General features: G+C 62.4%; 9 protein-coding genes. 1 reads left to right on the top strand and 8 read right to left on the bottom strand.

The genetic code is table 11. The features are described 5' to 3' along the window. Positions 1 to 10 precede the first annotated feature (10 nt). From K1X71_03355 to K1X71_03325, 7 genes are all read right to left on the bottom strand, one after another. Positions 11 to 3,331, bottom strand: coding sequence for an amidohydrolase family protein (locus K1X71_03355; GenBank protein MBX7072161.1), 3,321 nt, complete (start codon positions 3,329 to 3,331; stop codon positions 11 to 13). 110 nt (positions 3,332 to 3,441) lie between these two features. Further along, positions 3,442 to 5,166 (bottom strand): aldehyde dehydrogenase family protein, encoded by a 1,725-nt coding sequence (locus K1X71_03350; protein MBX7072160.1) that lies wholly within the window; start codon positions 5,164 to 5,166, stop codon positions 3,442 to 3,444. Between the two features lie 39 nt (positions 5,167 to 5,205). After that, positions 5,206 to 6,150 (bottom strand): ribokinase, encoded by a 945-nt coding sequence (gene rbsK, locus K1X71_03345; protein MBX7072159.1) that lies wholly within the window; start codon positions 6,148 to 6,150, stop codon positions 5,206 to 5,208. Next, positions 6,147 to 7,511, bottom strand: coding sequence for a 50S ribosome-binding GTPase (locus tag K1X71_03340; GenBank protein MBX7072158.1), 1,365 nt, complete (start codon positions 7,509 to 7,511; stop codon positions 6,147 to 6,149). Before K1X71_03340 ends, rbsK begins: the two co-directional genes overlap by 4 nt. A 3-nt stretch (positions 7,512 to 7,514) precedes the next feature. After that, complete coding sequence (locus K1X71_03335) at positions 7,515 to 9,842, bottom strand: YidC/Oxa1 family insertase periplasmic-domain containing protein (GenBank protein MBX7072157.1); 2,328 nt, start codon at positions 9,840 to 9,842, stop codon at positions 7,515 to 7,517. Between the two features lie 91 nt (positions 9,843 to 9,933). Beyond that, on the bottom strand, positions 9,934 to 10,683 hold the full coding sequence (locus K1X71_03330) for a metallophosphoesterase family protein (GenBank protein MBX7072156.1): 750 nt from the start codon (positions 10,681 to 10,683) through the stop codon (positions 9,934 to 9,936). A 183-nt stretch (positions 10,684 to 10,866) separates the two neighbouring features. Further along, positions 10,867 to 11,682 carry a sugar phosphate isomerase/epimerase gene (locus tag K1X71_03325; GenBank protein MBX7072155.1) on the bottom strand — a complete coding sequence of 272 codons (816 nt, stop codon included), beginning with the start codon at positions 11,680 to 11,682 and terminating at the stop codon, positions 10,867 to 10,869. Positions 11,683 to 11,919: 237 nt separating this feature from the next. Between K1X71_03325 and K1X71_03320 the strand changes: the two genes are divergently transcribed. Further along, positions 11,920 to 13,107 carry an LptF/LptG family permease gene (locus K1X71_03320; protein ID MBX7072154.1) on the top strand — a complete coding sequence of 396 codons (1,188 nt, stop codon included), beginning with the start codon at positions 11,920 to 11,922 and terminating at the stop codon, positions 13,105 to 13,107. A 90-nt stretch (positions 13,108 to 13,197) separates the two neighbouring features. Here K1X71_03320 and K1X71_03315 read toward each other — a convergent pair whose 3' ends face one another. After that, on the bottom strand, positions 13,198 to 13,713 hold the full coding sequence (locus tag K1X71_03315; protein ID MBX7072153.1) for a hypothetical protein: 516 nt from the start codon (positions 13,711 to 13,713) through the stop codon (positions 13,198 to 13,200). Positions 13,714 to 13,849 lie beyond the last annotated feature (136 nt).

Here is a 13,849-nt window from a genome sequence, read left to right as displayed (position 1 = left end):
CTGAAGGTTCTCAAAATCCATGTATGTGATCGTCGACAGTGTGGCCGTGATGGCCGCAGTAGATGTCTTCGCGCGGCCACCAGGTGCGACTGGCGGAACGCTCCTCGCCCGGCTCCGCCAACTCGGCCTTGCTGAGCAAGATTTTTTGCACCAGATCAGCCCGCATCTTGCGAATCTGGTCGCGGCGGGCCAGGTCGGCCGCGCGGTCGAAGTATTTGCGGCCATCGACCCACGTCTCTTCGCAGCGCGAGTAAACCGAGAGCGGCGGACCGCTCCACAGCGCCAAGTCAGCGCTCTTGCCAAGCTCGATCGAGCCGACATGCCGATCGATGCCTAGTTGCTTGGCCGGATTGATGGTGACGAACTTGATCGCCTCGATCGGAGGAATATCGCCGTACTTCACTGCCTTGGCCGCCTCCAGGTTCAGCCGGCGCGCCAACTCGGCGTCGTCGGAGTTGAACGAGACCAACACGCCAGCCTGATGCATCAGCGCCCCGTTGTACGGAATAGCGTCGTACACCTCGAATTTGTAGGCCCACCAGTCGGAGAACGACGAGCCACCAGCGCCGTGCGCCTTCATCACGTCGGCTAGCTTGTACCCTTCCAAAATATGTTGGAGCGTGGCGATGCGCACGCCAAACTCCTCGCACACTCGCATGAACGCCAAAATCTCGTCTTGCCGGTACGAGTGGCAATGGATCAGGCGCTTGCCTTCGATGATCTCGGCCACCGCCTCCAGTTCCAGATCGTGCCGCGGCGGCAACCCCTCCGCGTTCCGCCGCCACATTAGCTGCGCGTGCCGATACGCGCGGGCGGCGTGGAACTCGTCGCGAATAAGCTGTTCGACCCCCATCCGCGTTTGCGGATAGCGGCTGGTATAGCGCTCGCCCCAGTTCGACTGCTTGACGTTTTCGCCCAGCGCGAACTTAATGCCCGCGGGCGCCTCATTTAACTTCATCTCTTCGGGCAGCCCGCCCCAGCGCATCTTGATCACCTGATTCTGGCCGCCAATCGGATTCGCCGAACCGTGCAAGATGTTCGCCGTGGTCACGCCGCCGGCCAGTTGCCGGTAGATGTTCACGTCGTTCGAGTCGATGAAGTCGCCAATGCGGACTTCGGCGGTGATCGCCTGCCCGCTCTCGTTCACGCCGCCATCAGTGGCAATGTGCGAGTGGCAATCGATGATGCCGGGCGAAAGGTGTCGGCCGGCGCAGTCGATGACGACGGCGCCTTCGGGCGGAGCGATGTTGGCGCCAATGGCGGCAATCTTGCCGCCAGCGATCAACACCGATGCCCTTTCGAGCGTCCCCTCCGGCCCACAGGTCCACACGGTGGCGTCCTTGAACAGCACTTGCTTTGGCTGCTCCGGTGGCCCTGCTATGCCAAAAGCCCCCAGCGGGTAATTAACCGCAAAGAGCGCCTCTTTCTTGTATTTGGGCGGTTCGTCGGGCTTGGCCCTATCCGTTCCATCCCCTTCCGCCACGGTATCGTTGTCAGTTGCCTTCGCATCTGGCTTGTCGGCCGGCGTATCGCTGTCGGACTCGCGCTTTGTTTGTCGCGCCGACCAGGCGGTCTGCGCGCCATCGGCCCAAATCACGCGGCCCAGCATCTCCAGCGGCGGGACAGCTTTGTTCTCCTCGGCCCGTGGCGTTAGCACCGTCGCGCTCAATTGCACGATGCCCGGCCACTGGAGCGATTCACCGTCCAATGCGGCAGTGAACAAGGAATCACTCAATTTGGGACGCGTCAGGTCGCCGTTTTTCTTGTCGGACTTCTTGTCGGTTTCATTGTCCTTGTCGCTGTCGACTTTTTCGTCCTTGCCCTTGTCGTCCAGCTTGTCGTCATCCGCTTGCTCGGGCTTCTTATCCGGATTGGCATCAGCCGCGTCGGCTTGCGGCGCAACGGGCCGGCGCAGTTGTCCCTTCAGCTTGGAGGGTTCGCCCGTTAACTCCAGCACCAGCGACTCCGCCTTGCCATCGGCCCGCGTGACGCTCACTTCCCACGTGCCGCGCAAATCGAAGCGCGGCGTGGTCGGCGCCTCATAACGGCGACCGTCGACCCAGGTGGCGATGATCTTCGTTTTCTTGTTCCACAGGTCGCCGTCGGCGATCACCAGATGCGCCGCCTTGCCGCGCTCTAGCGTGCCCGCGCGATCGGCGATGCCCAAAAGCTCGGCCGGCGTGGTAGTCAACGCGGCCAGCGCGGCGTTAGCCGACAGACCGCGTTCGACCGCTTTTCGCACCGCGTCCAAAAACTCCCCGGTGTCCTTGAGACCCTGCGCCGAGAGCGCGAACCGGACGCCGGCTTTTTCCAGTCGGGCGGGATTCTCCGGGGCAATATCCCAATCGAGCAAATCTTCGAGCGACGCCGCTAGCGCTCCCTCGGGCGTGCTCACGTTCGGGGCCTTGGGAAAAGTCACCGGCACGATCACGGGCAACCCCGTGGCCGCGATGGCGTCGATCCGGCGATACTCTTGTCCCGAACCGCGAATAATCGCGCTCAGTCCGAACTCGGCGGCAAGTCGATCGGCGCGCAAGAAATAAAGTTCGTCCTGAGCCTCGAACACAACCGGTCGGCGCAGGCGCTGGTGCTCGGCAAGCGCTTCGAGCGCCACATTTTGCTCGGGCCGCGGCACGTTGCTCTTGGCACGATGCGCGTCCCAGGCCCGAGCATGCCAATCGGCGTCGTAAAACGCCTGTCGCACCAAGGTCAGCGCGCCCATCGGCGAGGTGGGGTAACCGTCGCGCGAGCGTCCTGGCCTCAAGGTCGGCTCAACGTGCAGCGCCACCTGCTGACGCACGACAGAGCGGGCCGGCGGATCGTCGCCGGTCGTCACCACGGCGCTCGTCCCGCGGATGACGCCCCGATTGGGCACAATCAGCCGCTGCGTGATTCCCTGGCCGCGGAGTTTCGCGTTCACGCCATCGTCTGGCTGGTAATGCTCCTCGGCGCGCAACTGCGGCGTGATCTGCGTATTCCAATAACCGGGGCCGCGAACCTCGGCGCTATCGGGTATGGTCACTTCGCTATAGGCGTCGATCAGACCAGGGTAGATCGTCTTGCCCGCCAGATCCCAGCGACGGCAATCTTCCGGACAATCGATTGCTTCGCCGACATCCACAATCAACCCGTCGCGCACAATCAACGTGCCTCCCTCGATGACACGTCCCGGCGCCATCACAATCCGCGCGTTCACCAGCGCGTGCGCACTGGGCGTGTGATCGCGCAGGCCGCTGGGGGGCCGCGTGGTCGGAGACTGGGCGCGCACACCGCTCGCCAGCGCGCACAACAAAACCGCGGCGCGGCCAGCGCGCCAGAAACTACCAACCATGACAATTAGAACCCTCAGCGAGCGCGAACGAATCGCAAAACGATCGTTTTGCGTCGCTGTCGAGTCTGCGCGCCGCGCAGGGCCAAGTCAAACGAATCGGCCGTCTTCAGCTAGGTTCGAATGGCGGCCAGCATCAGGCCTGGTAACTTCCAGATCGAGGGATTGCGATACAGATCGAGAACCTTGCGCACCGTCCCCTCGGCGCCCCGATTGCTTGGGAACCAGATCGGCTTGGGGAACATGGTGAGCGGACCTTCGAGTACGCTCTTTTCGGCGCGCTCGAGCATGTATGTGTTGTGCACCCAGCCAATGCCGCTCTGCGGGTCTTGCAGCGTGCCCCCAGGGTATCCCCCCCAAGGAGTGCTCATCATGGCGTAAGAAAGTGCTGGCCAATGATTCACGCCAATCGTGCCGTAGCGCAGGTCGGCGAGCATCTTTTGGTATGCGGCTTCAAAACCGGGTTCCTTGCGCAAGCGCGGCGGCAGCATGACCGCAGCGCCCAGCGTGCCCCAAAGACGATTATTGGCAAAGTCGGTGGCGCGCGACAAAAACCGCAACGAGTCGTCAGCCTCGATCGCGGTCTCGGCAAAGACGCTGACAAACGACTCTTCCTCAAAGTACAACGGATCGCGCTCGGGGTTCACGTCGGCCACGAACTTCCACGGCAATGCGCCCGCCGAGCAGCCTTGCGGCTCGCCGTTGGCGAACTTGCGATACCGCTCCTCGGCGCCAGGGTAATACGCCTGTCGCGGCTGGACGCCGGCGAGCACTTGCTTCAGATAGCCAAGAAACTGCTCACGCTGCGGCCAACTGCGGCAGGTGACCACCATCTTGGTGGCGATGCAGTTGAACGAGGCGTTGTTGACGATCGTCGAAGCAAGGTTCTCCGCCTGAAAACGCAGCTCTCTGTCGGTGTACTGCGCCGGAACCACGATCCACGGGGTGACATTGCCCAGTTCGCTGGTGATTTCTTTTTTCAAAAGCGGATCGCCGGCAGCCATGCGGCGCTCGCGGTCTTCGCCTGGTGGCCCCCAGACGATTGTGTTGTGCGACAGCGCCGAACCGGTGATATGCACTTCGTCGACCAAGGCATGCTGCGTGGCGTACGCCCCGACATCGGCGCCACCATAGATAATTCGCAGGTAGCCACCCTGAATCAGGGGCGCGAACGCGCGCTCGAGCACCGGTCCGAGATACTCGTTGACCGGGTTCATCTTCAGTAGCACCACCTTGCCATCGTGGAACAATTTGCTGAAGGCGTCGGTGGGCGGAATGCTGGAGACGTTGCCGGCGCCAAGCACCAGCGAGATGCCCTCATCGACGCAGCCACGCTGATAGTAGGTCGCCTGCGTCTCGCGCAGATTCTCGCGTGTGACCCCTGGCTGCTGCCACACATGGGCCTTGAAGCCTTGGAAGGCAATGCCGTCGAACAGCCCCTTGGTTGGCACCACTTGCACCCGCAGTCGCCCATCAGGACCGGTGACGATCTCGCCCGGCAACTGCGGCACGCCGTGGCGGTCGATATCTTGCAGACTTTGCATCAACAAGCGCAAGTAACGCGCGGTGGCCATGGGACCATTGCCCACCTCCTCGGCCCGGGCGGGATCGCCCGGTTCGATGCCCTTGGCGGCGCAGGCGCGGTTGATCCAATCCTCCGCCACGGTGTACATGCCATCGAGGCAAGCCTGCGCTAGATTCACACGCTCGCCGATCGACAGCTTGCGCCAGCGCGACTTGCCTTGCTCCAGTGAGGCCAGCGCGCGGTCGATCTCCTCATGCGTGGTCACATTGCGGGTTTGTTCGCGATACAAGGCGGCTTGCGTGGCGACGCTCATCGCAGGCATCTCCTGTGGGCAATTCTGTTGCCGGTTAGTTTAGCGACCTGAGCGGCGGGCGGCAAAGTCGTCGATTTCCCTTCGATGCGGCAGCGACGGTTGAGCCCCGCGCCGGGTGACCGCCAAGGCCGCGGCACAGCCGGCCCAACGGGCCGCCGCAGCCAGCGAACTCCCCTCGGCCATTTGCGCCGCCAGGGCGCCGTTGAACGCGTCTCCCGCCGCCGTGGCGTCAACCGCTTCGACTCGCTCCGCATCGATCCAGTGCGCGCGTTCTTCGACCACGACCGAGCCGCGCTCCCCCAGGGTGACAATCACTTTCTTGATGCCCAGCGATTGCAACACACGCGCCGCGGCCAAAACGGCGTCGTTGCTCGACAACTCCACTCCGGTCAGCGCCGCCGCTTCATGCTCGTTGGGGGTCAGCACATCGACCAGTTCCAAGACTTGGCTATCGACAATCGCGCGATCGGCAGGCGCCGGGTTCAGGATGGTGACTAGTCCGTGCTGTCGCGCCCGCCGCAATCCGTACAGCACTGTTGGCAGCGGCGTTTCGAGGCTGGTCAAAAAGACCTTGGCGCTGGCAAACACCTCGTCGGGCACTCGATCGATGTCTTCGGGCGCGAGCAACCAATTGGCGCCGGAGGCCACGCTAATCATGTTCTCGCCGCGCTCGTCGACGAGGATCAGCGCCACGCCGCTATGCGCGCCAGAAATCACGCGGACAAAGCGCGCGTCGAGGTTCTCCTGTTGAAAACCGGCGAGTGCCGTCTTGCCAAACGCATCGTCGCCCAGCGCCGCAACGAATAGGACTGGCGCGGTGGCGGCGCGCGCGGCGGCAATCGCCTGATTGGCCCCCTTGCCGCCGGCGGCCTGATAAAACTCGCCGCCGAGGATCGTTGCACCCGGTCGCGGCAAACGTGGGGAGCGCACCACCAGATCGGTGTTGGCGGACCCTAGCACAATGATGTTGGAGGTGATGCTCATTTTCCTATGCAAAAGCGACTGAAGATGCGATCCAACAAGTCATCGGTGTACACGGCGCCCACCACCTTGCCCAGTTCAGACAGCGCAACGCGTACCTCGGCGGCGATCAACTCCTGGCCATCGGCGCTGTGCGCCAATTGTTCCGCCCGCGCGATCGATTCGCCAGCCTGCCGCACACTCTCCGCGGCGCGCAGCGCTGTGCCGGCGACTGCGAGGCCCGAATTGTCGCGGCGCATGGCCAGGACTTCGGCGATTCTCGACCTCAGCTCGCCGATCCCTTCGCCAGAGAGGCTGTTGACGCGGATAGGTGGCGCAGCCGGCGCAGAGGCTCCGCCGGGCGTGAGATCGGACTTGGTGAGTACGACCAATTGTCCGGAGTCCTTGCTTTCACCCGTCAGCGCCGCAATTGCCACGGTATCGCTGCCGTCGACGCACAGAACCTGCACTTCTGCGCCGCGTTGCTGCTCGGCCGAATGTGTTTGCGCCAGCGCGTCGATTTCGCCGACCGCTAGATCGCTTTGGCCCGCAGTGTCGATCACCAGGCACGGCTGCTCGCCAAATTGGACGCGCGCGGCAAGGTAATCGCGTGTGGCGCCAGCGATCGGCGAAACAATAGCTCGCTCCTTCCCTGCTAGTCGGTTGAAGAGACTGCTCTTGCCCGCATTGGGCGCGCCGACGATCGCCACACGCGGCAAATCGGCCAGTTCGCTCCGACCGCGCACCTGCGCGGCGATTGCATCGCACGAATTGGCGGCATCCTGCAACCGCCGGCGCAACTCGACCGCGGAAATAAACTCAATGTCTTCCTCGACGAAATCGAGCCCCGCCTCCAATTCGGCCAACAAGTCGGCCAATTGATCGCGCAGCGCCACCAACGGACGCGAGAGTCCCCCCGCGAGCTGCGCCAGCGCCGCGCGCAGCGCCGGCTCGCCTGTCGCGGCGATGACGCCCAATACGCCTTCGGCCTGCGTCAGGTCGATGCGTCCTGACAAGAACGCCCGCAGCGTGAACTCCCCCGGCTCGGCCAGCCGTGCGCCCTGTCGACACAATGCCACGAGCGTGGCGGCCAACAAGGGAGGTGAGCCAACCGTGTGAATCTCCGCCAACGGCTCGCGCGTGTAGCTGCGCTCGGTGGGCCAGGCCCAGATTTGGCACGGTACGAGCGCCGCGCCCTCGCGCACGCTCAATTGCGCCGCCACGACATGCGGCCGTTTGAGCTCGCGCAGTCGCTGCGCCGCGCTTTCATCCACCACGCCCTGCAGACAAGAAAACGCCGCTGCGCCGCTGATCCGCACCACGCCGCGCGCCGCGCCGCCCGCGGCGCTGGCGACGGCGGCGATCGTGTCTTGCGCGTGGTACACGGCCTACCGCCTGTCGCGCTGCTTCTTGCGATCGCCCGCGCGCCCGCTGCCATTGCCACCAGGGGCTGATGAGCTTCTCGCAGTCGGCGCCACGGCGGGCACTGGCGCCGCGGCTGCCGCATTCGACTTGGGCAGCAGCTTGCGTTCGGCCAGTCCCCACAGACTCGAAGCGATGAAATAAATGCACAAGCCGCTGGGGACTTTGAAGAACATGACACCGATGAAGACCATCATGTACTGCATCATCTTTTGCTGCATCGCGGCCTGTTCGTCGGTCGGCGGCGGCATGAACATCTTCTGCTGCCAGATAAACAACACGATGGTGATGACCGGCAGCAAGTTGAAGTACGGGCCGAGCCAGCCCAGCAGGAAGTTCGGCAGAAAGTTCCAGCGAAACAACATGTCGGGCGCGGCCAAGTTCGAACACCATCCGCCGTCCCACAACAAGGGAGCGCCGCGCAAGGCGACATCGGCCGACAGCGAGCGATACAGGCCAATGAAGATCGGCAACTGAATGAACATCAACAAGCACCCGCCCAGCGGGTTGTAGTTGTGCTTGAGAAACAGCTCGCGCTGCGCCTTGCTGCGGGCTTCCATGTCGTTCTTGTATTTGTCTTGCAGCTTCTTGAGCTCTGGCTGCAACTCTTGCATCTTCTGGGCGCTCATCGCCTGCTTGCGGCTGAGCGGCATCATCGCCGACCGCACCAGCACAGTCAGCAGAATGATCGCCAGACCGTAGTTGCGTATCAGCGCATAAAAGATGTGCAATAGTCCCGCCATCGGCCGCGCCACCTGACCGAACCAACCGTAATAAATCAGGTCCGACAGCCCATACGCCGCCACAATATCGGGCTTCTTCGGTCCGGCGAAAATCGTGTACGCGTGGCTCACGCTCGCCGTCGGCTCAAGCGCCACGGTGTCGCTCGTCAACTGAAACGAAACGTTCGCCAGCCGCGTCTTGTCGCTCTCCTTGGGGATGGGACCAATCACCGCTGGTTGCCACTGGTGAATCCAGTTCTCTTCCGGCTTCGACTTCTTGGGCAGCATGACGGCCGAAAAGAATTGCGCGTCGATGCCCAGATAGGCCACATTGGCGCCGCGATGCGCCTCATGCGCTTCGGCAGCCACTATGATGGCGGTGCTAGTCAGGCTGCTGGACACCGAGCCATCTTCCCACGTGCCCGAAACCACGTCGCGCGGACCGGCGCCCCCCCAGCCCGATCGGTTCAACTTGCTCGAATACCACCAACCTTCGGTCGGCAGGCCGTTGGGCCCATTCAGGCGATACGCCACTTGCCGCGCACTGGGCGACGTATTGCGAATTTCAACAGTCAGCGTGAGGTGATAGCCGGGTGGATCCTTCGCGCCGCGCGCCTTCTCCAGTTCGTACCGCTTGACGATCACAAGGCCCGTGTCGCCGACGGCGCGACGAAACTCCGCCTGCGCGTCGCTGGCGCCTTCAACCAGTTCCCAGGTTCCTTCCTCCAGATTCAGGCCACGCAGTTCCCCCGCTGCTTCCCCCAGGCGTCGGTCGTCCAATTGCTGCAACGTGAGCAGGAACGACGGCCGGCTTTCGTCCCATGAGGGACGCAGCATGTCGGGATCGCTCCGCTCCCATGTCTTGAGCAACTCAGGCAAATTACTCGGCCGGATCACCTCCATCGGCGGACGGCTCAGCTCTGTTTGAAGCGTTTGCTCTTTGCCTTCGCGCACGACGCCAATCGACAGTGATTGGCCGGGGCGTGTGCGCCGCATGGCCGCCTCCAGCGCCGCGCCGCTGGTGATCTTGGCCGGTCCCAGCGCGGTGATGATGTCTCCTGCCTTCAGGCCAGCCTTTTCCGCCGGCGTCCCTCGCCCCACCACGCCAACAACAGCGCCGGGCTGGTTCTCGGCGTCAAACGCCGCCAAATGGCCCAGATAGCCCGAGCGCTCTTCTTGATCCAAATACTGAGGATTCGCCAGTTCGATCCGCTCGACAGCCGCCCCGCGATTGACCAGCGTGACCAGCAAGCGGTATCCGCTCGCCTCGTCAATAGAGCCGAGGGTGATTCGCTCTTCGGGAGTCTCCGGCTCAGCGTCGACCTGCGGCGTTTCGGCCGCTGCCTCCGGAGTCGCAGGATCGCTGGTCTCGCTAGCCGCCGCTTTGTCCGTGCCATCCACGTCTGGCTCTGGCGCTGCCTCCTTTGCCGCCGCGTCGGCGGCGGCCTGGGCCTCGGCCATTTTTTGCGCCGCTGGCTTCGGCTTGGGCGGAAACAGCCAGTTGGTGATCAGCGCGTTCGCCAACAAAATGGCGATGGCAATGGCCATGAAGCTCGCTAAACGCTTTTCCATTTCGCTTCAAATTCCTATGAGCGGCGAATGCCGCAGACGGGGCGTCTTGGCCCTGGCCGCACAGATAGCGCCGGCAAAACGGGTCGATCGATCAACGGCCCTCGCGGAGGCGATCGCCCAGAAAGTTATCGAGTTCCGGCGTGTTGTATATCTTTTCAATCGTTTTATCGAAGGGGTAATTCACCCGCCGGAACGTCACCAAATCGTCTTCCAAGATCACATAGCACGCCCGCGAATCGCCGTCGCGCGGCTGCCCCACCGATCCGACGTTGACCATCGTTTTGTCGTCCGACAGCCGGTATTGGTAATTGATCTCCTCGGGGCTTAAAAAGTTCAAGCTCTGCGTGAACACGCCCGGCACGTGCGTGTGCCCCTGAAAGCAATGCCGCTCAATCAAATCGAAGATCTTTTGCATCTTTCGTTGATTGTAGATGTCTTCGGGAAAGACATACTCGTTGAGCGGATTTCGCGCCGAGCCATGCACAAACAAAAAACCGTTCTCGCGCTTGTTGCGCGGCAACTCGCCCAAAAAATCCCAGCGCTTGAGGTTCTGCTTGGGATCGCCCGCGGGATTCTCCAACTGCTCGCGCGTCCAAAAAATGGCCCGCTCGGCGCCCGAGTTAAAGCCTTCCGGATCGAACATCGCCCCTTGGTCGTGGTTGCCGAGGATGCACGCATCGCAATCCATCACCAGATCGATGCATTCGCGCGGGTTAGGGCCGTAGCCAATGATGTCGCCCAGGCAATAAATCTGGCTGGCGCCTTGCTGGCGAATATCGGCCAGCACCGCCTCTAGCGCCTCGAGATTCGAATGGATATCGCTGATGAGCGCGCGCTTCACGCAACCGATCCTCGAGCCGCGAGCGAAACCACCGCCCCATGAAATAGTATGGGACAGACGGCGACAGCGGCGGGCAAACCAAGCGGGCCAGTGGGATTATGACGGCAGAAACCGATTGGGAAGTCTAAGTCCATGCCAGATAAGGGTCAAGTGTCGGCCGCGTCCCTTTCTGCCAATGCCGCGCTACACCTCCGCGGTGCTGGTGATTTGCTCAAATACCCGCTTCGAGTGGTCCAGCAGCTTGTGGTAACAACACGCCTCAATATCCTGGCCCATCAGCTCCAAATCGTAGTAGCCGCTGTAGCCCGCCGCTTCAAAAGCATGTACCAGGTCGCGCAGCGGCACCTCGCCATCGCCCAAGCGAGTGCGATCCTGGTCTGGACCTTTGCTGTAACGTCCATCTCCCAGATGCACCACGGCGACCCAAGGCGCAATTTCGCGAATGCGCGCTGCAATGCCCGGCAGCGTGCCAAAGTGATAGGTGTCGAACACCAACCGCAATAGGCGATGATCCTGGTTGGCGACTCGATCAAGGGCGGCGTAGAAATCGGTCCAATAGGTCCAGCCCGCCGCATAGTGCGGGTGCATCGGCTCGAACGCCAGCGTCACTTCGTGTTCTTCCGCGACCGGCAAAATCGCCTTGAGCGCGTCGTCGATGATTCGTCGGGCATGATTGTGCGTATGTCCGGCCCGCGCTCCGGTGTAGACCACCAGGCAATCCGATCCCACAGCGCGGCACAACCGTACGGCGTCGATCGCGTCCGCGACGCTGTCTTCAAAAGAGTGCCCTTCGTTGCCGGTAAAGCCCCCCGCCCAGAGCAGGTTCGACACCGCCAGGCCGCTCTCGGCCAACAATTCGGCGCCGCGCTCTTCGCCATAATCCGATAGTTTCTGTCGCCAGACGCCGATGGCCCCCATGCCGGCCCGACGATAGTGCTCCACGTCTTCTTCAAACGACCACCGGTAGGTGGTCATTTCGTTCACCGAAAGTCGACTCATTGACTATTTCGCTCCGTCAACGCGCAAAATGCAGACCTGCCCGCACTCTGTCGCGATCCTCCCTGTTCCCGAAGGTTCGTAGTATCCGAACTTGTCCGCCGACTGTAAAGCAAATGTAAAAGAGTCGCACTTCGCGCGAGCTAGGCAGGCTAGGCAAGCCGATGATCGCTGTCGCGCAGCTTGGTGCTGGCATTCGTCTTGACCCCTTTACGCCAGGTTCGCACACTACCCCACCCTATGCGCGTGCTCACTCGATATGTACTGGCGGAGCTGGCCAAGATCTTCTTGCTGGCGCTAAGCGTGATGACGATCTTCATGATCGTTGTCGGCGTCGTGGCCGAGGCCAGTCGGCAGGGTCTTGGACCGGCGCAAATCGCCCGGCTGCTGCCGTACATTCTGCCAAACGCGCTGTTGTTCACCATTCCGGGCACAATCCTCTTCGCCGTGTCGAGCGTTTACGGGCGCATGAGCTCGTCGAACGAGATCGTCGCCATCAAAAGCGCCGGCATCAGCCCGATGGTGGTGTTGTGGCCGGCCCTGTTCTTCGCCGTGCTGCTCAGTCTGCTCACGGTCTGGCTCAACGACGTCGCCGTGTCGTGGGGTACGGAGGGAATGCAGCGGGTGGTGATCGAAGCGGTCGAAGAAATCGCCTACAGCAAGCTGAAAACGCAGCGATCCTACGGCACCAAAGACTTTCTGATTCACGTCAAGGATGTGCAAGGACGCCGGCTGGTGAAGCCCACCGTGGTGTTCGAGCCCAAAGACGACAAGCCGGGGTTCACAATCATGGCCGAATGGGCCGAGATGAGCTCCGATTTTGAGCGGCAAGAACTGAAGATCGCGCTACACGATTTCACGGTCCACGGCGATTCGTCTTTCAACCTGGTGGAGCCTGGCACGCAAGAGATCGCCATTCCGCTAGCCAAGGCGAGCCGCGCCGATCAGCGGCCGATGATGCCGGCCCGCATGTCGCTGCGCGTGCTGCCAGGTCGGCAGCGCGAGCACGAAGCTCGACTCGACGCCTATCGCGACCAATTGGCGTTTCACGGCGCGGTCGCGCTCGCGACAGGAGATTTTGCCGCTTTGGCCAGTGACGAGTGGACCAAGCGCAACCTAAAACTGGGCTGGGACACCAACGACCTGCACCGCTTCGAAACCGAGCCCCAGCGCCGCTGGGCCAATGGTTTTAGTTGCCTCGCGTTCGTACTGGTCGGCGCCGCCACCTCCATCAAACGCCGCAACTCCGATTTTCTCACCAGCTTCTTCATGGTCTTCGCCCCTACGCTCGCCATCTATTATCCGCTGCTCATGTTCGGCCTGGATGGCGCCAAGAACGGCACGCTGCCTCCCTGGTCGGTCTGGTCGGGCAATGTGTTCATGGGACTCTGGGGACTCAAGCAGATCGGGTGGGTGCTGCGCTACTGAATAGCGCCGTCGCGCCTGGCCACCCCGCGCCGCGCGAATTGTCGACGGCGGCAGGCATGTAAGCCGCAGCGGCGTTCACCACTCCGACCACTACACGATCGCATTCAACGCGTCGTGCGAGATTTCTTGGCGAATGGCGTCAAACTTGCTGACCCATTCCATCTGGCGTTGCGCGAGCGACAGACTTCGTTCGCGCGATTCGGGATCGGTGTCGCTCGACGAGCCGTCCATTGCGGCGTCGGTGACCCCCGTGGTCAGCTTTTTGAGCCGATCCGTGAACATCTCAACCAGATTCACTTCTTCGTCGGGCGCCACATTCGCGCGATCCAGCTCAAAGCGGATCGACGATAGTTCTTGCATTTCCGTCTCGTTGATCGCTCCGGCGGCGTGGAGCTCGCGTATCAAGGACGAAAACTCGCGCGGGGTGATCTGGGTCACATCGTAATCTTCCATGATCTGTCGGAAGGCGGCATGGCCGACCGTCGACGAGCCGTTTTGCGACTCGCCTGCGGCCGCGTCGGCGGCAATGCCCGCAGCGCCCGATTCGTTCGCTTTGCCGAGAATCGGCGCGACGAGTTGCCCGGGCGAGAGCTTGTTGATCTGCATGACAAGATTCCTCTAGAGACAGTAAATGCCGGCGATGATTGACCGCCTGCGTGCGCGAACCAGCGAACGACCATGGCAGGCGCGCCCGATCGGTAGAGCATTTTCGCCCAGCAAAGCAGATCGCGCGCCAATCGGA

It is taken from the genome of Pirellulales bacterium (assembly GCA_019694455.1).
GTDB lineage: Bacteria > Planctomycetota > Planctomycetia > Pirellulales > JAEUIK01 > JAIBBY01.
This window is presented reverse-complemented; position numbering and strand designations above follow the sequence as displayed.

Excerpts from the sequence above, each read along its gene's own strand:
- K1X71_03320 (MBX7072154.1), top strand. The coding sequence starts at position 11,920 with ATGCGCGTGCTCACTCGATATGTACTGGCGGAGCTGGCCAAGATCTTC.
- rbsK (MBX7072159.1), bottom strand. The coding sequence starts at position 6,150 with ATGAGCATCACCTCCAACATCATTGTGCTAGGGTCCGCCAACACCGAT.
- K1X71_03355 (MBX7072161.1), bottom strand. The coding sequence starts at position 3,331 with ATGGTTGGTAGTTTCTGGCGCGCTGGCCGCGCCGCGGTTTTGTTGTGC.
- K1X71_03350 (MBX7072160.1), bottom strand. The coding sequence starts at position 5,166 with ATGAGCGTCGCCACGCAAGCCGCCTTGTATCGCGAACAAACCCGCAAT.
- K1X71_03325 (MBX7072155.1), bottom strand. The coding sequence starts at position 11,682 with ATGAGTCGACTTTCGGTGAACGAAATGACCACCTACCGGTGGTCGTTT.
- K1X71_03315 (MBX7072153.1), bottom strand. The coding sequence starts at position 13,713 with ATGCAGATCAACAAGCTCTCGCCCGGGCAACTCGTCGCGCCGATTCTC.
- K1X71_03335 (MBX7072157.1), bottom strand. The coding sequence starts at position 9,842 with ATGGAAAAGCGTTTAGCGAGCTTCATGGCCATTGCCATCGCCATTTTG.